The sequence below is a fragment of the Vibrio coralliirubri genome (genome assembly GCF_024347375.1).
GTDB classification, from domain to species: Bacteria; Pseudomonadota; Gammaproteobacteria; order Enterobacterales; family Vibrionaceae; genus Vibrio; species Vibrio coralliirubri.
Map to the genome: position 1 here is coordinate 2802234 of NZ_AP025470.1, position 20342 is coordinate 2822575.

Below are 20342 nucleotides of genomic sequence, written 5' to 3' on the forward strand. Positions count from 1 at the left end.
AGCAGACTTATTGTCTTCTCCGGTTTTTTCATTTTTAAACCCAGCCTCAACTTAGGTATACTTACCCTATCCTTCTCCAACTTGAGATACACACTATGTCTCATGATGACGACCTAGATCTATTCCAAGAAATGATGGGCGATGTTAAACGTATCGACCATGACACCGCTGAACACCAGAAAGTACACCGAGTCACCGAATCTCACCTTGCTAAGCGTGAAGCCGCTATGTGGCTGTCTGACGACGAGAAAGACTACTTATCATTAGACTATTCGCCAATGATCAAGCCAGATGATGTCGTTGCTTATAAAAAAGACGGTGTACAAGAAGGCGTATACAAAAAGCTGCGCCTTGGCAAATACCCTATTCAAGCCAAGCTCGACCTTCATAGGAAAACACTGAAAGACGCACGTAACGAAGTACTTTCATTTTTGCGTCAGTGTTTAAGAATGGATGTTCGTACCGTCATCATTGTTCACGGTAAGGGTGAACGTTCGAACCCACCTGCAATGATGAAAAGTTACGTAGCCAATTGGCTAACACAAATCAACGACGTGCAATGTGTTCATTCTGCTCAGCAATATCATGGTGGTACGGGCGCAGTCTATGTCATGCTCAGAAAGAGTAATGAGAAAAAGCTAGAGAACAGAGAGCGCCATCAAAAGCGCACCAGTTAATAGGTTGAGATAGATAAATGGACTAGTAACGATTTTGCATCAAGATCGATATTTCGTGCCTAGACTCACGCCAAGTGCTAAAATTGCCTCAGTTAACGAATTCCAACTCAAAGCAACTATCCAAAGGTTGCTTTTTGTTTATCTATATTTCCGTTGTGAAACGCTAAGAGAATATCATGTCACAAGAATCCCAAGCTAAACGCCTTAATAAATACATCAGTGAAACTGGTTTTTGCTCACGCCGCGAAGCCGATAAGCTCATTGATGCAGGCCGAGTTACTATTAACGGTAAGATCCCTGAAATGGGTACTAAAGTCTTGCCAGGTGATGATGTTGAGATCGACAATAAGCCTGTTCGCTCAAAAGAGAAACCGATTTACATTGCTCTTAATAAACCAACAGGTATCACCTGTACGACTGAGCGTGATATTCCTGGCAACATCGTCGACTTTATCGGCCACCACAAACGTATTTTCCCGATTGGTCGTCTAGATAAGCCTTCTGATGGTCTTATCTTCTTGACCAACGATGGCGACATCGTAAACAAGATCCTACGTGCAGGTAACAACCACGAGAAAGAATACGTGGTGCGTGTAGATAAGCCGATTACGACGGAATTCTTGAAGCAAATGGGCGCTGGCGTTCATATTCTCGATACTGTTACCTTGCCATGTAAGGTCGAGAAAGAAACCAAGTTTTCGTTCCGAATTACACTAACACAAGGCCTTAACCGCCAAATTCGCCGTATGTGTGAAGCGCTCGGTTATGAAGTATTTAAACTGCGTCGCGTTCGTATTATGAACATCTCACTAGACGGTATTCCTAACGGCAAATGGCGCTACCTGAGCGACGAAGAGATCACTGAAATTTTAGCGATGTGTGAAGGCTCAGTAAGTACGGAAGATGCGTCAAAAATGAACGCGAAAGGTCAACGCATTCGCAAAGCGACTGACGCGAAACTTTTTGATAGCCGTGAAGAGAACCAAGCTTCAACAGCGCGCCGTAATCAAAACGAGAACCGTACACGCACTTACCGCGGTAACAATGCGGATGAATTCCGTCATGCACCTAACTCAAAGCGTGGCCGCAATTCATCGAATGGTGAAAGCGGTGGTAATACCGAGAACTGGAAATCGAACTCTCGTTCAGAGCGTTCTAATTCAGATAGAAACCGTTCGGATCGCAATCGTACAGAGCGCGACAATAACGATCGTAGAAGCGGTAAACCGGCAAACCGTAGTCAAGATTCAAACAGACCGAACAAGCCTGCACCAAAGCGTGTTGGTGGTACTTTAGGTCTGAAGAAGTAGTCTGAATCAGTAAGACGAGACACTCGATATAAAAACGCCCGCTAGATTAGTCTAGCGGGCGTTTTTGTTTATCATTCGATAGTTTTATCATCATGACAACAATCTATAAACATAGATCAGCAAACTGGCCGCGAGTCAGCAGCGTTAAGTCTTTTGGATCGAGTTCAATCTCTAGCCCACGCTTACCTGCACTCACACATATCGTTTCAAAATCTGTCGCAGTAGAATGAACGAAGGTAGGCAGTGCTTTCTTCTGACCAAGCGGACTAATTCCACCAACAACATAACCCGTGGTTTTCTGAGCAATCTCAGGATCAGCCATCTCTGCTTTTTTGCCTTTAGCGGCTTTTGCTGCAAGCTTTAGATTTAGCTTCTGGTCGACAGGAATAACGGCGACTGCCAAATCTTTCGCCACACCATTCAAGCAGAACAACAGCGTTTTGAATACACGTTTGGGATCTTGACCAAGCGCTTCAACTGCTTCTAAACCATAGTTCGTATTATTGGCATCATGATGATACTGATGCACGCTATGAGCGATTTTCTTTTTCTTGGCGAGATTGATTGCAGGGGTCATAACAAATCCAAACGATAGATAAACAAAAAGCGACGCCGAGGCGTCGCTTTAGTTAAATTTATCATGGTGCTAGAGTCAATCTAATTTAACACCTATTGATACAATTGCTTGGATTCAATTACTTGTAAACCATTTGGCCTGAAGGCGCGTACTTGTTCACGTCAACCGGGCTGTTTGCTTCTAGGTACTCTTTCAGTACTTCAGCATCAACAAAACCAGTATTTACGTAACCTGGGTGGTCAGACAGTTTAGGGTAACCGTCACCACCAGCAGCGTTAAAGCTTGGTACTGTGAAACGGTATGTTTCGTCTAGACGAAGTTGTTTGCCACCGATGAATACATTCGATACTTCACCGTTCGCTACTGTCATAGAGATACCAGCAAACTGAGCGTAAGCACCAGAATCGATTGGTTTAGTCGCCACGACATTTAGGTAATCTAGAACTTCTTTACCTGTCATATCTGTGTAAGTCAGGATGTTTGCAAAAGGTTGTACCTTCAGTACATCTTTGTAAGTAACATTACCAGCTTCAATTGAGTCACGAACGCCGCCAGAGTTCATCACAGCGAAGTCTGCTTTTGCACGCTCCATGTGAGAAGTCGCAATCAAACGACCTAGGTTAGTCTGTTGGAAGCGAACGACGTTACGATCGCCTTCAAGCTTGCCATTTGTCTCAGCGATTTGAACTTCTAGCTGTGCTTGACCTTGCTCTTGGAAAGGACGTAGGAACTCAAGTAGCTCAGGGTCTTGTGCGATTTCATCTTGAATAAGAACACGTTGCTTCTTACCGTCAATCTTAACTTTCTTCTTAAGGTTAACTGGAATCAGGTCGTAGCTCACCATCTCTAGCTCGCCGTTACGGAATTCGTAATCAGCACGACCTACGTACTTGCCCCACTCGTGAGCTTGAACAATGTAGGTACCGTTCTGTACGTCTGGTTTACACTCATCACCCGGCTTGAAGTTTTTCTTCGCAACGTTAGGGCCTTCCATACATACAGGCTCTTGAGAATGACCACCAACGATCATGTCTAGATCGCCTTCGTTTAGGTAACGAGCAAGTGCTACATCACCCGGTGCGTTAACACCACGTTGGCCGTTTTCGTAGTGACCCATGTGAGTCACAGCAAAAATTAGATCAGGTTTTTCTGTTTCTTTAAGTTCAGCGATTAGCTTCTTCGCTTCTTCTTTAGGATCACGGAAGTCGATGCCTGCGATAAATTCAGGGTTACCAATCTTTTGGGTATCTTCAGTTGTTAAACCAATAACCGCAATCTTGATACCTTGCTTTTCGAACATCTCGTAAGCTTGGAACTTACGTTCGCCTGTCGCTTTATCGTAGATGTTTGCAGATAGCATTGGGAAGTTAGCCCAATCGATCTGCTTTTGTAATACGTCTAAAGAGTTATCAAACTCGTGGTTACCCAATGCCATTGCATCGTAACCAATTTTGTTCATACCTTTGAAATCAGGTTCTGCGTCCTGAAGGTCTGACTCTGGAACACCCGTGTTGATGTCACCGCCAGATAGAAGCAACACGCTACCGCCTTCTGCTTCAACTTCTGAACGAAGTTGGTCAACTAGCGTTTTACGCGCAGACATGCCGTATTCGCCATATTTATTCTGCCAGAAACGACCATGGTTATCGTTTGTGTGAAGAATAGTTAGCTTGTAAGTTTCGTCTTGGTTCCAATCATGAGCTGATTGAGACGCACACCCAGCTAGAGTAGCTAGGATTGCAGCACTTAGTGCTGTCTTTAGAATAAGGCGTTGCTTCATTGTCATACCTTTGAACTTTTAGGGGAATCCACTGCTTTTTTATCACTCAAACTCAACAAATGTCCGCTAAGGAAACATCGTTAGAATTTAGTAAAACATGAAGTAGTTTAAATTAAGAAGGTAAACCTAACAGAGTGATTTCATATTTATGTAGGATAGATCACCTTAATCTCCTATCGAGTGTGTAACAAAGCGGCAAAGTTACATTTGAGCAAATAAGTGATCACAGGCAAACGTTTTCATAATTTTTTAGATTATTTGTGATTGGCTCAATTCAACATCCCCGAAAAGTGACCTTCGTTAAATTTATTCTATTTATCAAAGCTTTAATTGATAGGTTATAACATAGCAATTGGTAGGCTAACTGGTTTGAAAGTATCAACGTAACCGCAACTCGCTTATCTATAAGTACAAAAAAGCCGGCGTTTTGAACTGACCCCCAATAGTTGGACACCAATTATTGGGGGTCTTTTTATGTCCAAATATAGCCGAGAGCTAAAATGTATCATTGCTAAGCAATACTTAGATGGCACGTCATCTCTCTACTTAGCAAAACAATATTCAATTTCTTCAAGGCAGATACGGTATTGGGCTCAAGTCTTTGCCATCCATGGTACTGATTCATTTTTACCAACTAATCATGCCGCGACTGCTCAAACAAAACGAAAAGCATTGAATTTAATGTGGACGAATGAATGGTCTCTCACGCACACTAGCGCTGTATTAAACCTCTCATCCCCTGGAATACTCTCTGTCTGGCTTAAACGATTTAATGAGCTCGGTATCAAGGGGCTCGAAATGCGCCAGAAAGGAAGACCCTCAATGAAACAGCAACCTCAACGTACCACTAAGCCTGATAATGAAATGACACTTGAGGAGCTAAAAGAGGAGTTGGTCTACTTACGAACCGAGAATGCCGTTCTAAAAAAGTTGGAAGAGTTGGAGCAGAAAAAAAACCGTCGAACAAAGAAAAAGCGGTCATAGCTCTAACTCTTAAAGGCAAGTACCCATTAAAGCACTTACTGCACACTCTACAGTTGGCAAAAAGTGTCTTTTATTATCAGGCTCAAACGAGCAAGCGCCAAAATAGCTACGAACGTGAGCTGCGGTTGATAAAGTCAATTTATCATGAACATAAGGGGCGATACGGCTACCGCCGTATTCACTTGGAACTAAAGAATCAGGGGTTCGTGCTTAATCACAAAACGGTTCAAAGGCTTATGGCTCAGCTCAACCTTAAATCGACGGTCAGGATTAAAAAGTATCGTTCATACCGAGGAGAGTCAGGAAAAGCTGCTCCCAACGTTCTTGAAAGAGATTTTAGTGCGACTCAACCCGATGAAAAGTGGGTAACTGATGTCACGGAGTTCAAAGTCAAAGAGCAGAAAGTATACTTATCTCCCGTTGTCGACTTGTTTACTCAGGAGGTGGTTGCTTATAGAGTGGCCAAAAATGCCTGCTTGCCGCTTGTCACAGATATGCTGACGGAAGCTATATCAACGCTTAAACCCAACTCAAAGCCAATTATACATAGCGATCAAGGTTGGCAATATCGCCATCGACAGTATCAGAAAAAGGTAGCGGAGAGTGGGTTAACGCAAAGCATGTCGAGAAAAGGTAACTGCTTGGATAATGCTGTTGCTGAAAACTTTTTTGCTTTACTCAAAACCGAGATGTATCACAACCAAAGCTTTGAAGATGCAGATGCTCTGATAGAGCAGATTAAAGAATACATCGAGTACTACAATACCAAACGTATAAAAGTGAAACTAAAAGGCCTGACTCCGATAGAATATCGAACTCAGGCCTTGAAAGCCGCTTAACAGAAATGTCCAACTTTACGGGGTCACTTCATTTGTGCCGGCTGTTAATTATATGCAGTTCGATTATTTAATATCGATGTGCTCAAAGCCTTTGATAAGGTCATCAAGTGCTTTCATCTGCTTCAAGAACGGCTCTAGTTTGTCTAGAGGTAGCGCAGATGGGCCATCACAACGAGCTTGATCTGGATTCGGGTGAGCTTCAATGAACAGACCCGCAATACCTGTCGCCAGGCCAGCTTTCGCTAGTTCAACCGTTTGCTCACGGCGACCGCCAGATGCAGCACCTGATGGGTCACGCATTTGTAGAGAGTGCGTCACATCAAAGATGATTGGGCTACCGTTTGAAGACTTCTTCATTACGCCAAAGCCAAGCATATCCACAACAAGGTTGTCGTAACCCATACAAGCGCCACGCTCACAAAGGATGATGTTGTCGTTACCGCACTCAGCGAACTTATCAACGATGTTGCCAACTTGGTTCGGGCTCATGAACTGAGGCTTCTTCACGTTGATTACTGCGCCAGTCTTAGCCATTGCTTCAACAAGATCAGTTTGACGAGCTAGGAATGCAGGTAGTTGGATTACATCAACCACATCCGCAACAGGCTGAGCTTGAGCTTCTGTGTGGATGTCAGTAATGATCTTCACGCCGAAAGTGTCTTTCAGCTCTTGGAAGATTTTAAGACCTTCTTCCATACCTGGACCACGGTATGAATGAACTGAGCTGCGGTTCGCTTTATCAAAAGACGCCTTAAATACGTAAGGGATGCCCAGCTTCTCGGTTACTTTTACATAGTGCTCACAGATCTGCATAGCAAGATCACGAGATTCAAGAACGTTCATGCCTGCAAATAGCGTAAATGGCTTGTCGTTAGCAATTGGCATATCGCCAATGTGAACTGTTTTTTGTTCCATCATATTCTCTCTAAATAATTATTAATTAGTGAACAACCACTGTCTTTTCGTTCATGACGTTCACTTGAGATTTCAGTAACTCAGATGCAGGGTCATCTGGGCATTGGTCGATAAAATATTGATAATCGGTTGCGGCTACTTGGTGACAGTCTAGCTGCTGATAGATAAAACCACGGTCACGGATTTCATATGGATCATCAGGTACAAACGTCAAAGCAAGGTCAGTACACTTCAATGCAAGTGTATAACGCTCTTCTCGCAGCAGGGCACTCTTGAGCAGGGCTAACCACTTACCAATAATTGTTGGGTGGTCGGCGACTTCTAGATGCTCAGGTTTCACCTTAGCTAATGGGCCGTCATGTCCAATTAACCATGCTCGCAGCGTTTGTTCGCCAACGTACTCACCGTTATAAGGGTTAATATAGGCTGCAGCTTGCCCGTACCAGCTTACTTTAAGTAAGAATTGAGTCGGAAAAGAGACGCCCTCTACAGGAAAGCCTAGCTTGCGACTTAGAAAAAGAAAGATCGCCCCCAGACTCACTGGAATGCCTTTCTTTCTCTCAAGCACTTTATCGATGAACGCGTTTTCCGAAGAGAAATACGCATCTTTATCGCCAGCAAAGCCCCATTCATAAAAGAATAGTCGAATAAAAGATTCAAACTTCTGCTGTTCATCGGTTTCATTAACCAGAGCAAACTCGGCGTCTTTTAACAATCTCGCTAGCTCTTGCTCTGCCCAACTGTCTTGAGTTTCTGGGTTAATCGCTTTATTTAAGATCAATGCACCTTCAGCTAACTCTAGCTGGTCAAAGTCTTCATCAAAAAATTCGTACATAGATAGTTAACCGAAATAAGGAGATAATTAACCGAAAAATGTTGGTGTCTTGGTCATTGCGATTTTGCCTGCCATCGCTAACCAGCCAAGCGCACCAAAGAAAGAGAATACTCTCAGTAGCTTGTTTTTACCTAGCTTAAGCGCAAAGAAACCTAATGCGATGTAAGCCATAACACAAGTTAGTTTTTCGGTTAACCATGGTGCTGCTGGTGTAAATGGAATAAAGCCAGTGATGAAAATCAATCCAATACCCGATAGCAATAGCAACGAGTCATTGATATGAGGGAAACGCTGCAAGAAAGGATGCTTAAGCTTAGGTGAGTTAGCCATCATAAGAGCGAAACGAATCGAAAGAAGTAGCGCACTTATAGCAATCGTTAATAGGTGAAAATGTTTTAGACCTTCGTACATGGTATTCCTTTATATTTTTATATGTGCTTTCGTTAACACGAGCCTCACAATACCCGTTAATGCCCTGTATTTCTTCGTTAAATGCATTACCGAGTTAAATGTATTGTCGAGTTAAAGGTATCAATTTAGCAAGTTCATCATCCATTGCTCACAAGACGATTAACAATCACTAACTATGAACAGTAACGACCCAATGTCACTCGGTCATTACCACCGTAATCTTTCTCTGTGACAACATCGAGATAACCGAGCGCCTGCATAATCTCACGAACTGCCAAACCTTGGTCATAGCCGTGTTCAAATGCTAACCAACCTTCATTTTCCAAAAAGCCGCGTGCGTTTTCAGAAATGTATCGGATATCCGCGAGTCCTTTCTCTTCAGCAACCAGTGCTGTGATCGGTTCAAAACGCACATCACCTTGAGACAAATGAGGATCATTCTTCTCAATGTATGGCGGGTTAGAAACAATCAGAGAGAACTTCACAACTTCTTCAGAGCTCAAAGGCTCAAACCAACTGCCATGCAAAAAAGTCGCATTGGTGATGTTGAGACGTTGTGCATTCTCTGTCGCAAGCTGCTGCGCTTCAGGGCGAAGATCAATACCCGTCACCTGTCGATTCGGCATCTCTGACGCCAACGCTAACGCGATAGCACCTGTACCCGTCCCTAAATCGAGAATCGCGCCTTGCTTGCCGTAAGTTTTATCCAAAGCCACCTCAACCAAACGCTCGGTATCTGGGCGAGGGATTAAAGTAGAAGGCGAAACTTTTAACGGCAGTGACCAAAACTCACGCTCACCAATAATGTAAGCCACAGGCTCACCGGTTAAGCGACGTTTTAGAAGGGCATTGAATTCAGACTCTTGCTCTGAGGTGAGATGCTTTTCAGGCCAAGTAAGTAGGTAAGATCTTGGTTTATCTAAGGCGTGACAAAGTAGTACCGCGGCATCAATAGAGGGTGATGTGTTATCACCCTCTTGAAGCTTTACGATTGCTGCTTTTAAAGCACTTTCAACCGTATATGCTGACTGCATACTGATTAGTTGTTCTCTGCAAGTGCAGCAAGCTGATCGGCTTGGTGCTCTTGAAGTACAGGATCAAGCAAGCTTTGCATGTCACCTTCAAGTACTTCGTTAAGACGGTAAATTGTAAGGTTGATACGGTGATCAGAAACACGACCTTGTGGGTAGTTGTACGTACGAATACGGTCACTACGGTCACCCGAACCTAGTAGGTTACGACGTGTATCAGAAACCGCTGCCGCGCGGCGCTCTTCTTCTGCTTGAACAATACGAGCAGCAAGAACAGCCATCGCTTTCGCTTTGTTTTTATGCTGAGAACGCTCGTCCTGACACTCTACTACTGTACCCGTTGGTAAGTGAGTAATACGGATTGCTGAATCCGTAGTGTTAACGTGCTGACCACCCGCGCCTGATGCACGGAAAGTATCAATTTTAAGGTCGCCCGCTTTGATTTCTGGAAGATCGGCTTCTGGGATCTCAGGCATAACGGCAACCGTACATGCTGACGTGTGAACACGGCCTTGAGATTCGGTTTCAGGTACACGTTGTACACGGTGACCGCCTGACTCAAACTTCATGGTGCCGTAAACAGCGTCGCCACTAACCTTAGCGATCATCTCTTTGTAGCCGCCTTGTTCAGAAGCATTGCTGCTCATGATTTCAACGCGCCAACCTTTCTTCTCAGCAAACTTAGAGTACATACGGAACAGGTTGCCCGCGAAGATACCCGCTTCATCACCACCCGCGCCTGCACGGATTTCAAGGAAACAGTTACGCTCATCGTTTGGATCTTTTGGAATCAGAAGAATCTGTAGCTCATCAGTCAAACGTTCAATCGCCGCTTTTGCGTCTTTGATTTCGTCTTGAGCCATTTCGCGCATTTCAGCGTCATCTTCGTTCGCCATCTCTTCAGCAGCTTCTAAATCTTCTTGAGCTTGCTGGTATGACTGGAAGCAAGCCGTCACTTCTTCTAGTTGAGAGTACTCTTTAGAAAGTGCACGGAATTTGTCTTGATTCCCGATTACATCTGGATCACCAAGTAGATGTTGAACTTCTTCATAGCGTTCAACAAGTGTTTCAAGCTTTACTAGAATCGAGGCTTTCATAATGTCTTATTCTGTTGGAGGTCTAATATTATTGAGGGTTTTCTAAGCCCAAACTCTGTCTAATGACCATTAATTTTGCAGGTTCTCCTTGCTCAGCTGCACTTTGAAGTGCGCGCGTTGGAGCATGGATCAATTTGTTTGTGAGCTTATTACTTAGCTCAAGTAAGACTTTCTCAGGGTCACCGCCAGCGGCAAGTGATTGTAAACTCTTACTTAATAATTCTTCTCGGATTTCGTTGGCCGATTTACGGTAGTCACGAATACTGTCTACAGCTTGCAGTGAACGCATCCAACTCATGAATGCTGCACTTTCTTCGCTAACGATTGCTTCCGCTTGAATCGCTTCCACTTTGCGTTGTTCAATGTTGCCATCAACAATCGACTGCAGATCATCCACTGAATAAAGGTAGGCGTCATTCAATTCACCAACCTGAGATTCCACATCACGCGGAACCGCAATATCAACCAGCAACATAGGTTGATGTTTTCTTGTTTTCAGTGCGGTTTCAACCATGCCTTTACCAATGATAGGTAACGGACTTGCGGTTGAGCTGATCACGATATCCGCTCGATGCAGATGATCAGGGATCTCATTGAGGCTGATCACTTCAGCACCAAACTCTTCAGCCAACCCTAAAGCACGCTCACGAGTTCGGTTAGCCACAATCATCTTGGTACAGCCATTCGCTGAAAGATGCTTAGCCACCAACTCAATGGTTTCACCTGCACCCACCAATAACACAGTTGAATCGGCAATCGACTCAAAGATGTGCTTGGCTAACGTGCAAGCTGCGTAAGCAACCGAAACTGCGCTTCCGCCGATCTCTGTTTCAGTTCGAACACGCTTCGCGACAGAGAATGATTTCTGGAACAGCTTTTCCATTGAAGCATCAACAGATTTGTTCTCTCGCGAGTCTGTATAAGCTTGCTTCACCTGACCTAAGATCTGTGGTTCACCCAATACCAAAGAGTCCAAGCCACAAGCTACGCGCATTAAATGTTTAATCGCCGCCTGCTCTTCATGGACATAAATGCTCGGTTTTAGCTCTTCAGGGCTCACTTGATGGAAAACTGACAACCAATCGATCAACTTGTTTTTTGCCACGCCTTTGACGTCACAATACAATTCAGTTCGATTACAGGTAGAAAGTATGACACTTCCATTTACGTGTGCATTTGCGTTAAGTTGCTTGAGTGCCTCAGATAATTTATCTGGACCAAAAGCGACTTTTTCTCGCAATTCAACCGACGCTGTATTGTGATTGATACCTACGGCAAGCAAAGACATGTATCAGAAGTTCTCGATCAGGGAATGGAAACAAGGGGCGAATTTTACTTGATGCATGGCTCTATTTAAAGAGCAAGCGGGATTTGTTTTCCTGACTTCGTGAATTCAATGCTATAGTTGAAGCGTTTTTTAGATAAATTTGAACAAGTTGTGAGCAAATATGAGCAAGCTTCTCAAAATCGCGTCTCTTATTTTTATGGCCATAATTATGGTGGGTTGCTCGTCTATCCCAGAACAACCAACCAGCGTTGAATGGAAAAGTCATCAAGATCGGCTTTTACAGATAGAAAACTATCAAGCCTCAGGCAAGCTCGCTTACATTTCCCCAGAGCAACGCCAAAGCCTAAATTTCATTTGGAAGCATTCACCAAATCAAAGTCAATTAAGGCTTACGACTTTTCTCGGTCAAACTGCATTGAACCTAACCATTGATCCATCAGGTGCAAAAGTCGTGACCTACGATGATCAAGTATTTACTCATGCGAGTGCTTCAGTCTTGGTTGAACAGCTGACAGGCTTACAGATCCCTATTGATCATCTACCACAATGGTTCCTTGGCATTCCAGACCAAGCCGATAGCTACCAATTGAACACCACCAACACGCTTGAATCTCTCACCAAACAAGTCAGCAACCAACTATGGACACTGAGTTTTGCTAACTATCGCAATACAGAGATGCCGAATAAGCAACTATCGGATGAAGACAACACTAAGGTAGAGACAATCCCACTCCCTACTCGATTGTCATTCAAGCAAGACAATAACAAAATCAACATTGTAGTTTCGAAGTGGACACTGAAAAAATGATAACAACGCCAACCCATTGGCCTTCTCCGGCTAAACTGAATTTATTTCTCTATATCACAGGTCGACGTGATAATGGCTATCACGAACTTCAAACCTTATTTCAGTTTGTCGATTTTGGTGATGAACTGACGGTTACCGCAAACTCAGAAACTAGCTCGATAACAATCACACCAGAAATTCCTGGGGTAGCACTTGAAGACAACCTGATCTGGAAAGCCGCTACTGCGCTACAGCAATATACCTCAACCTCTTTCGGTGCCGATATTGAACTCAAGAAAGTACTGCCTATGGGTGGCGGTATTGGCGGAGGCTCTTCAAATGCAGCAACCGTATTGGTCGCTCTGAATTATTTATGGCAGCTCAACCTGTCGGATGATCAACTCGCCGAGATCGGTTTGAAGCTTGGTGCTGACGTTCCTGTCTTCGTTCGAGGCCACGCCGCCTTTGCTGAAGGGGTTGGAGAACAGCTACAACCCGCTAATCCGGATGAAAAATGGTATCTTGTGGTCAAACCTCAAGTGAGCATAGCAACTGTAGACATATTCACACATTCAGAATTAACTCGAAACACGCCAAAGCGAGCGCTATCAACGCTTCTAGAGCAAGAATACGTAAACGATTGCGAAAAAATTGTGCGAATGCTGTACCCAGAGGTTGATAAGCAACTTTCATGGCTGCTACAATACGCGCCGTCGAGATTGACTGGCACAGGTTCGTGCGTTTTTGCTGAATTTAACAGCAAAAAAGAAGCCGAATTGGTGCGAGAACAACTGCCTGACACAGTTTCCGCTTTCGTAGCGAAAGGAAGAAACATTTCTCCTTTAAAAGAAACTCTGGCTGAATACCAATCAGCCCACCCACAATCTATTTAAAACTGGACGCAACCCGAGGTTTCCACCGTGCCTGATATGAAGCTATTTGCTGGTAACGCAACACCTGAACTAGCCCAACGTATTGCTGATCGTCTATACATCTCTCTTGGCGATGCTACTGTAGACCGTTTTTCTGATGGCGAAGTCGCTGTTCAAATCAATGAAAACGTTCGTGGTAGCGATGTATTCCTGATTCAATCAACTTGTGCACCAACCAATGACAACCTTATGGAATTGGTGGTAATGATTGACGCAATGCGCCGTGCTTCTGCTGGCCGTATTACTGCTGTAATCCCTTACTTCGGTTATGCCCGTCAAGATCGTCGTGTACGTTCTGCTCGTGTGCCAATTACTGCAAAAGTTGTTGCAGACTTCCTTTCTAACGTTGGCGTTGACCGCGTTCTTACTATCGACCTACACGCAGAGCAAATCCAAGGCTTCTTCGATGTACCTGTTGATAACATCTTCGGCACTCCAGTTCTTCTAGAAGACATGGCTAACCGTGGCCTAGAAAACCCAGTAGTGGTTTCTCCAGACCTTGGTGGTGTTGTACGTGCTCGTGCAACGGCTAAAGCGCTAGGTGATGTTGACATCGCTATCGTTGATAAGCGTCGTCCACGTGCTAACGTTTCTGAAGTAATGAACCTAATCGGTGATGTTGAAGGCCGTGACTGTGTTATCGTTGATGACATGATCGATACGGGTGGCACACTATGTAAAGCAGCTGAAGCGCTTAAAGAGCGCGGTGCTAAGCGTGTATTCGCTTACGCAACTCACGCTGTTTTCTCTGGTACTGCTGCGAACAACATCAAGAACTCTGTTCTAGACCAAGTTATCGTAACGGATTCTATCTCTCTATCTCCAGAGATGGCTGCGACTGGTAAAGTGACAACACTTAGCCTTTCTCGCATGCTTGCTGAAGCGATTCGTCGTATCAGCAACGAAGAATCAATCTCAGCGATGTTCAACTAATCAAAGCCCAATAGCTTTGTTTTAGAAACACGTGAGAGAAAAACATTAAGCACTTCATTCAATGAAGTGCTTTTTTTATGTCTGAGTAATATTGCACTGCTGGTTATCACAAACAGGAATAATCGCGCAGCCATCAGCTAGCTCGCACCTTTTTCATAAACTGTGATATCATACGGCGCTTTTTGAAATCCCAAGAGAGATCCATACCTTGAGCCAACAAATAAAACTTCTCGTTGGACTGGCTAATCCAGGTCCAGAATACGCCAAAACTCGCCACAATGCGGGTGCTTGGGTAGTTGAAGAATTAGCGCGTGTACATAACGTGACACTAAAGAACGAACCAAAGTTCTTTGGCCTAACGGGTCGTATCATGGTTCACGGTGAAGATCTTCGTTTGCTGATCCCAACGACTTTTATGAACTTGTCAGGCAAAGCAGTTGCAGCCTTAGCAAAGTTCTACCAAATTAAACCAGAAGAGATCATGGTCGCTCACGATGAGTTAGATCTGCCTCCTGGTATTGGAAAGTTTAAAAAAGGTGGTGGTCATGGTGGACACAATGGTCTGAAAGACATCATCAGCAAGCAGGGTAACAATAAAGAATTCTATCGTCTTAGATTAGGCATTGGCCATCCAGGACACAAAGATAAAGTTGCAGGTTATGTATTAGGCAAAGCTCCTCAAAAAGAGCAAGAGTGTATCGAGGCCGTCGTTGACGAATCGGTTCGCAGCCTAGACATCTTATTAAAAGATGGCCTACCAAAAGCACAAAATCGCTTACATACGTTCAAAGCAGAATAAGGTTTATATCATGGGTTTTAAATGTGGCATCGTTGGTCTACCAAACGTTGGTAAGTCAACTCTGTTTAACGCACTGACTAAAGCAGGCATCGAAGCAGCAAACTTTCCATTTTGTACGATCGAACCAAACACAGGTATCGTTCCGGTTCCAGATCTACGCTTAGATGCATTAGCAAAAATTGTTAATCCACAGAAGATCCTTCCAACGACAATGGAATTCGTAGATATCGCGGGCCTAGTTGCTGGCGCATCTAAAGGTGAAGGTCTTGGTAACAAATTCCTAGCTAACATCCGTGAAACTGACGCTATCGGTCACGTTGTACGCTGCTTTGAAAATGAAAACATTGTTCACGTTGCTGGCAAAGTATCTCCAATCGAAGATATCGAAGTGATCAACCTTGAACTTGCACTGGCTGACTTAGACAGCTGTGAACGTGCAATTCAACGTAACGCGAAGAAAGCGAAAGGCGGCGACAAAGACGCTAAATTCGAAATCACTGTACTAGAAAAGCTACTTCCAGTTCTAACTGAAGGTGGTATGGCGCGTACTGTTGAACTTGGCAAAGAAGAAGCGGCAGCAATCGGCTACCTAAACTTCCTAACACTTAAGCCAACAATGTACATCGCAAACGTTGCAGAAGATGGTTTTGAAAATAACCCATACCTAGACGCTGTTCGTGAATACGCTGAAAACGAAAACAACGTAGTTGTTGCTGTTTGTGCAGCAATCGAATCTGAGCTTTCTGAACTTGATGACGAAGATCGAGAAGAGTTCCTAGCGGATATGGGTATCGAAGAACCAGGTCTTAACCGAGTGATCCGCTCTGGTTACGAGCTTCTGACTCTTCAAACTTACTTCACAGCTGGCGTTAAAGAAGTTCGTGCTTGGACAATCCCTGTAGGTGCAACTGCACCACAAGCAGCGGGTAAGATCCACACAGACTTCGAGAAAGGTTTCATCCGTGCTGAAGTTGTTGGATTCGATCACTTCATCGAATTTAACGGTGAGAGCGGTGCGAAAGACGCAGGTAAATGGCGCCTTGAAGGTAAAGAATACATCGTTAAAGATGGTGACGTTGTTCACTTCCGCTTCAACGTATAATTCTGATTAAACATCTAGAAAAAAGGCCAGTGAATTCACTGGCCTTTTTGTTTTTCCCCTTTCTAAATTGCCCCTCACCAGAAACTTAACTTCCTATATATATCGCCTTTTAGACCTGTTTTTTGTCGACAAATACGCCTCTTTGCCTAAAAAGAAACCGAACAGATGTTTATTCGCGATTTATTCAAAAAAAAAGTTGACGGGTTTCGCTCAACTACGCATAATGCGCCCCGTTCACAACGAAGCGGCAACGTATCGAAATGAACGACAATTTGGAAATGGCTACTTAGCTCAGTTGGTTAGAGCACATCACTCATAATGATGGGGTCGCAGGTTCAAATCCCGCAGTAGCCACCATTTCCTAAGCACTCTGCTTGTTATTAAACACATGTTTATTAACGACAAGAGTTTTTAGGAAAGTAAAGCGGTCGTGGCGGAATTGGTAGACGCACCAGATTTAGGTTCTGGCGCCGAGAGGTGTGAGAGTTCAAGTCTCTCCGACCGCACCATATTGAGATATCTTAAGTGATATCATTGTTGGGCTATCGCCAAGCGGTAAGGCACTGGCTTTTGATGCCAGCATTCCCTGGTTCGAATCCAGGTAGCCCAGCCACAATTTAAAGTGTAATTATCTTTAAAAAGATAATGGCATTGGAAGCGAGATTATATTATATTACTTCGCTCTCAGATGGCTACTTAGCTCAGTTGGTTAGAGCACATCACTCATAATGATGGGGTCGCAGGTTCAAATCCCGCAGTAGCCACCATTCTTTCTTTATGAAAGAAGAACAAACAACGTTATATTGAATTACCAATGTCGATATAACTATAAAGATTTGCTGCGGTCGTGGCGGAATTGGTAGACGCACCAGATTTAGGTTCTGGCGCCGAGAGGTGTGAGAGTTCAAGTCTCTCCGACCGCACCATTATTTAGATATCTTAAATGATATCATTGTTGGGCTATCGCCAAGCGGTAAGGCACTGGCTTTTGATGCCAGCATTCCCTGGTTCGAATCCAGGTAGCCCAGCCATTACAACGTTACTTAGACAAACCATAAGTCTTCTTAACTATACTCTTCGCTAGAGTAAAAGCTTTGCTGCGGTCGTGGCGGAATTGGTAGACGCACCAGATTTAGGTTCTGGCGCCGAGAGGTGTGAGAGTTCAAGTCTCTCCGACCGCACCATTATTTAGATATCTTAAATGATATCATTGTTGGGCTATCGCCAAGCGGTAAGGCACTGGCTTTTGATGCCAGCATTCCCTGGTTCGAATCCAGGTAGCCCAGCCACTATTTAAACTCTTTGTTTTTACTTAGCTTGTTTTTAAGTTAAATAGCAAACCAAGAGCACAACGTTACATCGAATCACCAATGTCGATATAACTATAAAGATTTGCTGCGGTCGTGGCGGAATTGGTAGACGCACCAGATTTAGGTTCTGGCGCCGAGAGGTGTGAGAGTTCAAGTCTCTCCGACCGCACCATTATTTAGATATCTTAAATGATATCCTGTTGGGCTATCGCCAAGCGGTAAGGCACTGGCTTTTGATGCCAGCATTCCCTGGTTCGAATCCAGGTAGCCCAGCCATTACAACGTTACTTAGACAAACCATAAGTCTTCTTAACTATACTCTTCGCTAGAGTAAAAGCTTTGCTGCGGTCGTGGCGGAATTGGTAGACGCACCAGATTTAGGTTCTGGCGCCGAGAGGTGTGAGAGTTCAAGTCTCTCCGACCGCACCATTATTTAGATATCTTAATTGATATCCTGTTGGGCTATCGCCAAGCGGTAAGGCACTGGCTTTTGATGCCAGCATTCCCTGGTTCGAATCCAGGTAGCCCAGCCACTATTTAAACTCTTTGTTTAATTACTTAAGTGGTTAACCAAGAGCACAACGTTACATCGAACCACCAATGTCGATATAACTATAAAGATTTGCTGCGGTCGTGGCGGAATTGGTAGACGCACCAGATTTAGGTTCTGGCGCCGAGAGGTGTGAGAGTTCAAGTCTCTCCGACCGCACCATTATTTAGATATCTTAAGTGATATCATTGTTGGGCTATCGCCAAGCGGTAAGGCACTGGCTTTTGATGCCAGCATTCCCTGGTTCGAATCCAGGTAGCCCAGCCATTACAACGTTACTTAGACAAACCATAAGTCTTCTTAACTATACTCTTCGCTAGAGTAAAAGCTTTGCTGCGGTCGTGGCGGAATTGGTAGACGCACCAGATTTAGGTTCTGGCGCCGAGAGGTGTGAGAGTTCAAGTCTCTCCGACCGCACCATTATTTCTCTTTCATTAGAGAACAAATAGTGAATCTATTAGATTTATTATGGCTACTTAGCTCAGTTGGTTAGAGCACATCACTCATAATGATGGGGTCGCAGGTTCAAATCCCGCAGTAGCCACCACTTATACAACGTCTTATTGAAGCACCAATATTCGATATGACTATAAAGATTTGCTGCGGTCGTGGCGGAATTGGTAGACGCACCAGATTTAGGTTCTGGCGCCGAGAGGTGTGAGAGTTCAAGTCTCTCCGACCGCACCATTATTTAATAATGAATCTATTAGATTTATTATGGCTACTTAGCTCAGTTGGTTAGAGCACATCACTCATAATGATGGGGTCGCAGGTTCAAATCCCGCAGTAGCCACCACTTATACAACGTCTTATTGAAGCACCAATATTCGATATGACTATAAAGATTTGCTGCGGTCGTGGCGGAATTGGTAGACGCACCAGATTTAGGTTCTGGCGCCGAGAGGTGTGAGAGTTCAAGTCTCTCCGACCGCACCATCATTAAATAGAACCCAGCTTTTTAGCTGGGTTTTGTTTTATCTGGAATATGCAAATCTGCTAGCCAAGTCACCAAGTATTCTCTTCTATAACCTCACTTTTAATACGATTTTATAAGACAATGTCAGCTCCATTTTCTAATTGAGTATGACTAGCCTATGAAAGCCCTCCCCTTAACGATCGGTTGCTACACAGATACGCCAAGTAAAAGCCAAGGTGTTTATCAAACTCAGTTAGATCTAGAAACAGGAAAACTATTACCTCTAGAGCTGATCATCAAATGTACTAACCCCTCTTTTGTTACTGTAACAAAGGCTGGGATCTATACTGCATCGGAAGTTGACCAGCAAAAACAGCCCCAGCTCATTCATATACCTAATGTTGATTCACAGCTAACGCCCAATGCGAGCCTCATTTCAGGAGAGCACCCTTGTCACGTCGCGATAGATCCACACAATAAGTTTGCTATCACGTCACAATACTCATCAGGCACATTCGATATTTTTAGCTTAAGTATCAATGGCAGCATCGATAAACGACTCAAAACAATCAAGATGGTTGGTTCCGGGCCGAACAAAGAGAGACAAACTAGCCCACACGCCCATCAATGTCTGTTCCTACAAAACTCACCACAGTTTGTGACCGTCGATCTCGGCACCGATCGCATCAACTTCTATTGCTTTGATGAAGAGCAAGAAGAGTTCCTTGATGAGCCAATGCAGTCTCTTAGAGTGCCAGCCGGCAATGGACCTCGCCATTTAATCTTTAACAAAGCTGAAGACAGAGCCTATGTGGTCTGTGAACTCTCTGAAACGTTACTGATTTTAGAAAAGGTTTTAGGCATTTGGAATGCAGTGAAAGAGATTGATGCATTGCCTAATATGGAGAAGGGCGAAGCCGCAGCTGCGATTAAGCTATCCCCTGATGAGCAATTCCTTTATGTGTCATGTCGACACCAATCAAGAATCAGCAGCTTCAAAGTCGACTCTGAGGCTCAAAAGCTGACTTTCATTGATAGCTACGACACTGAAGGCAAATTCCCAAGAGACTTCCATATAACGAACGATGGGAAATGGCTTATCGCTGCCAACCAGCACTCCAACAACATCACCTCATTCAAGCGAGATAATGAAGATGGGTCTTTGGTTTATACAGGGTACTCTTTAGAGATCGATGCACCGGTTTGCGTTACGCAGTAGCTATAGCATTCAACACCATACAAAAAAGGAGAGCATCTGCTCTCCTCTTC

At 44.1% G+C, this 20342-nt stretch carries 18 protein-coding genes and 19 tRNA genes; 29 read left to right on the plus strand and 8 right to left on the minus strand.

What is annotated here, in order from left to right; genetic code table 11:
* Nucleotides 1-95: 95 nt before the first annotated feature.
* Both smrA and rluF read left to right on the plus strand, forming a co-directional pair.
* On the plus strand, nt 96-677 hold the full coding sequence (smrA, locus tag OCV20_RS12720; RefSeq protein ID WP_086774111.1) for a DNA endonuclease SmrA: 582 nt from the start codon (nt 96-98) through the stop codon (nt 675-677).
* Between the two features lie 176 nt (nt 678-853).
* Nucleotides 854-1987, plus strand: a complete 1134-nt coding sequence (rluF, locus tag OCV20_RS12725) for a 23S rRNA pseudouridine(2604) synthase RluF (protein WP_086774112.1) — start codon at nt 854-856, stop codon at nt 1985-1987.
* A 103-nt stretch (nt 1988-2090) separates the two neighbouring features.
* Here rluF and ybaK read toward each other — a convergent pair whose 3' ends face one another.
* Together ybaK and ushA are read right to left on the minus strand one after the other, a co-directional pair.
* Nucleotides 2091-2564, minus strand: coding sequence for a Cys-tRNA(Pro) deacylase (gene ybaK, locus OCV20_RS12730; RefSeq protein WP_086774113.1), 474 nt, complete (start codon nt 2562-2564; stop codon nt 2091-2093).
* A gap of 118 nt (nt 2565-2682) precedes the next feature.
* The gene (gene ushA / locus OCV20_RS12735) at nt 2683-4344 is read right to left on the minus strand and encodes a bifunctional UDP-sugar hydrolase/5'-nucleotidase UshA (RefSeq protein ID WP_017064163.1); all 1662 of its coding nucleotides are present in this window, start codon (nt 4342-4344) and stop codon (nt 2683-2685) included.
* A gap of 474 nt (nt 4345-4818) precedes the next feature.
* Here ushA and OCV20_RS12740 point away from each other — a divergent pair, with 474 nt between their 5' ends.
* Both OCV20_RS12740 and OCV20_RS12745 read left to right on the plus strand, forming a co-directional pair.
* Entirely contained in the window at nt 4819-5328 is a 510-nt protein-coding gene (locus OCV20_RS12740; protein WP_086774936.1) for a helix-turn-helix domain-containing protein, read from the plus strand.
* Complete coding sequence (locus OCV20_RS12745; protein ID WP_108721729.1) at nt 5325-6167, plus strand: IS3 family transposase; 843 nt, start codon at nt 5325-5327, stop codon at nt 6165-6167. The genes OCV20_RS12740 and OCV20_RS12745 overlap by 4 nt, the downstream gene beginning before the upstream one ends.
* A 63-nt stretch (nt 6168-6230) precedes the next feature.
* Here the strand turns inward: OCV20_RS12745 and kdsA are convergent, their stop codons facing one another.
* The 6 genes from kdsA to hemA all read right to left on the minus strand — a co-directional run bounded on the left by kdsA (nt 6231) and on the right by hemA (nt 11744).
* Nucleotides 6231-7085: a 3-deoxy-8-phosphooctulonate synthase gene (gene kdsA, locus OCV20_RS12750; protein ID WP_017069619.1), complete on the minus strand. Its 855-nt coding sequence runs from the start codon at nt 7083-7085 to the stop codon at nt 6231-6233.
* Between the two features lie 22 nt (nt 7086-7107).
* Nucleotides 7108-7917 (minus strand): SirB1 family protein, encoded by an 810-nt coding sequence (locus tag OCV20_RS12755; RefSeq protein WP_048609600.1) that lies wholly within the window; start codon nt 7915-7917, stop codon nt 7108-7110.
* A 27-nt stretch (nt 7918-7944) separates the two neighbouring features.
* Nucleotides 7945-8328, minus strand: a complete 384-nt coding sequence (locus OCV20_RS12760) for a SirB2 family protein (protein WP_009848726.1) — start codon at nt 8326-8328, stop codon at nt 7945-7947.
* A gap of 173 nt (nt 8329-8501) precedes the next feature.
* Nucleotides 8502-9362, minus strand: coding sequence for a peptide chain release factor N(5)-glutamine methyltransferase (gene prmC / locus OCV20_RS12765; RefSeq protein WP_086775693.1), 861 nt, complete (start codon nt 9360-9362; stop codon nt 8502-8504).
* Nucleotides 9363-9367: 5 nt separating this feature from the next.
* Nucleotides 9368-10456: a peptide chain release factor 1 gene (gene prfA / locus OCV20_RS12770; RefSeq protein WP_019821589.1), complete on the minus strand. Its 1089-nt coding sequence runs from the start codon at nt 10454-10456 to the stop codon at nt 9368-9370.
* A gap of 28 nt (nt 10457-10484) precedes the next feature.
* Nucleotides 10485-11744, minus strand: coding sequence for a glutamyl-tRNA reductase (gene hemA / locus OCV20_RS12775; protein WP_019821588.1), 1260 nt, complete (start codon nt 11742-11744; stop codon nt 10485-10487).
* A gap of 160 nt (nt 11745-11904) precedes the next feature.
* On the opposite strand from hemA, the gene lolB reads away from it, so the two are divergent.
* From lolB to OCV20_RS12900, 25 genes are all read left to right on the plus strand, one after another.
* Entirely contained in the window at nt 11905-12552 is a 648-nt protein-coding gene (gene lolB / locus OCV20_RS12780; RefSeq protein WP_086775694.1) for a lipoprotein insertase outer membrane protein LolB, read from the plus strand.
* On the plus strand, nt 12549-13424 hold the full coding sequence (gene ispE / locus OCV20_RS12785) for a 4-(cytidine 5'-diphospho)-2-C-methyl-D-erythritol kinase (protein WP_162290825.1): 876 nt from the start codon (nt 12549-12551) through the stop codon (nt 13422-13424). Before lolB ends, ispE begins: the two co-directional genes overlap by 4 nt.
* 27 nt (nt 13425-13451) lie before the next feature.
* On the plus strand, nt 13452-14396 hold the full coding sequence (locus OCV20_RS12790) for a ribose-phosphate pyrophosphokinase (RefSeq protein ID WP_004739814.1): 945 nt from the start codon (nt 13452-13454) through the stop codon (nt 14394-14396).
* 208 nt (nt 14397-14604) lie between these two features.
* Nucleotides 14605-15195, plus strand: a complete 591-nt coding sequence (pth, locus tag OCV20_RS12795; protein ID WP_004739815.1) for an aminoacyl-tRNA hydrolase — start codon at nt 14605-14607, stop codon at nt 15193-15195.
* Between the two features lie 10 nt (nt 15196-15205).
* The gene (gene ychF / locus OCV20_RS12800; protein ID WP_010439159.1) at nt 15206-16297 is read left to right on the plus strand and encodes a redox-regulated ATPase YchF; all 1092 of its coding nucleotides are present in this window, start codon (nt 15206-15208) and stop codon (nt 16295-16297) included.
* Between the two features lie 280 nt (nt 16298-16577).
* Nucleotides 16578-16654, plus strand: a tRNA-Met gene (locus OCV20_RS12805).
* A 67-nt stretch (nt 16655-16721) separates the two neighbouring features.
* Nucleotides 16722-16806, plus strand: a tRNA-Leu gene (locus tag OCV20_RS12810).
* Between the two features lie 29 nt (nt 16807-16835).
* Nucleotides 16836-16910 (plus strand) — tRNA-Gln (locus OCV20_RS12815).
* Nucleotides 16911-16987: 77 nt separating this feature from the next.
* Nucleotides 16988-17064, plus strand: a tRNA-Met gene (locus OCV20_RS12820).
* A 74-nt stretch (nt 17065-17138) separates the two neighbouring features.
* A tRNA-Leu gene (locus OCV20_RS12825) sits at nt 17139-17223 on the plus strand.
* Nucleotides 17224-17253: 30 nt separating this feature from the next.
* Nucleotides 17254-17328: transfer RNA gene (locus OCV20_RS12830), tRNA-Gln, on the plus strand.
* 68 nt (nt 17329-17396) lie between these two features.
* Nucleotides 17397-17481 (plus strand) — tRNA-Leu (locus OCV20_RS12835).
* Between the two features lie 30 nt (nt 17482-17511).
* Nucleotides 17512-17586: transfer RNA gene (locus OCV20_RS12840), tRNA-Gln, on the plus strand.
* Between the two features lie 108 nt (nt 17587-17694).
* A tRNA-Leu gene (locus tag OCV20_RS12845) sits at nt 17695-17779 on the plus strand.
* 29 nt (nt 17780-17808) lie between these two features.
* A tRNA-Gln gene (locus OCV20_RS12850) sits at nt 17809-17883 on the plus strand.
* A gap of 68 nt (nt 17884-17951) precedes the next feature.
* Nucleotides 17952-18036: transfer RNA gene (locus OCV20_RS12855), tRNA-Leu, on the plus strand.
* A gap of 29 nt (nt 18037-18065) precedes the next feature.
* Nucleotides 18066-18140: transfer RNA gene (locus OCV20_RS12860), tRNA-Gln, on the plus strand.
* A 94-nt stretch (nt 18141-18234) separates the two neighbouring features.
* Nucleotides 18235-18319 (plus strand) — tRNA-Leu (locus tag OCV20_RS12865).
* Between the two features lie 30 nt (nt 18320-18349).
* Nucleotides 18350-18424, plus strand: a tRNA-Gln gene (locus OCV20_RS12870).
* Nucleotides 18425-18492: 68 nt separating this feature from the next.
* A tRNA-Leu gene (locus tag OCV20_RS12875) sits at nt 18493-18577 on the plus strand.
* A gap of 50 nt (nt 18578-18627) precedes the next feature.
* A tRNA-Met gene (locus OCV20_RS12880) sits at nt 18628-18704 on the plus strand.
* A 55-nt stretch (nt 18705-18759) separates the two neighbouring features.
* Nucleotides 18760-18844: transfer RNA gene (locus tag OCV20_RS12885), tRNA-Leu, on the plus strand.
* Between the two features lie 32 nt (nt 18845-18876).
* A tRNA-Met gene (locus OCV20_RS12890) sits at nt 18877-18953 on the plus strand.
* 55 nt (nt 18954-19008) lie between these two features.
* Nucleotides 19009-19093, plus strand: a tRNA-Leu gene (locus OCV20_RS12895).
* Nucleotides 19094-19251: 158 nt separating this feature from the next.
* Nucleotides 19252-20292: a lactonase family protein gene (locus tag OCV20_RS12900; protein ID WP_086773645.1), complete on the plus strand. Its 1041-nt coding sequence runs from the start codon at nt 19252-19254 to the stop codon at nt 20290-20292.
* The last annotated feature ends 50 nt before the right edge of the window (nt 20293-20342 follow it).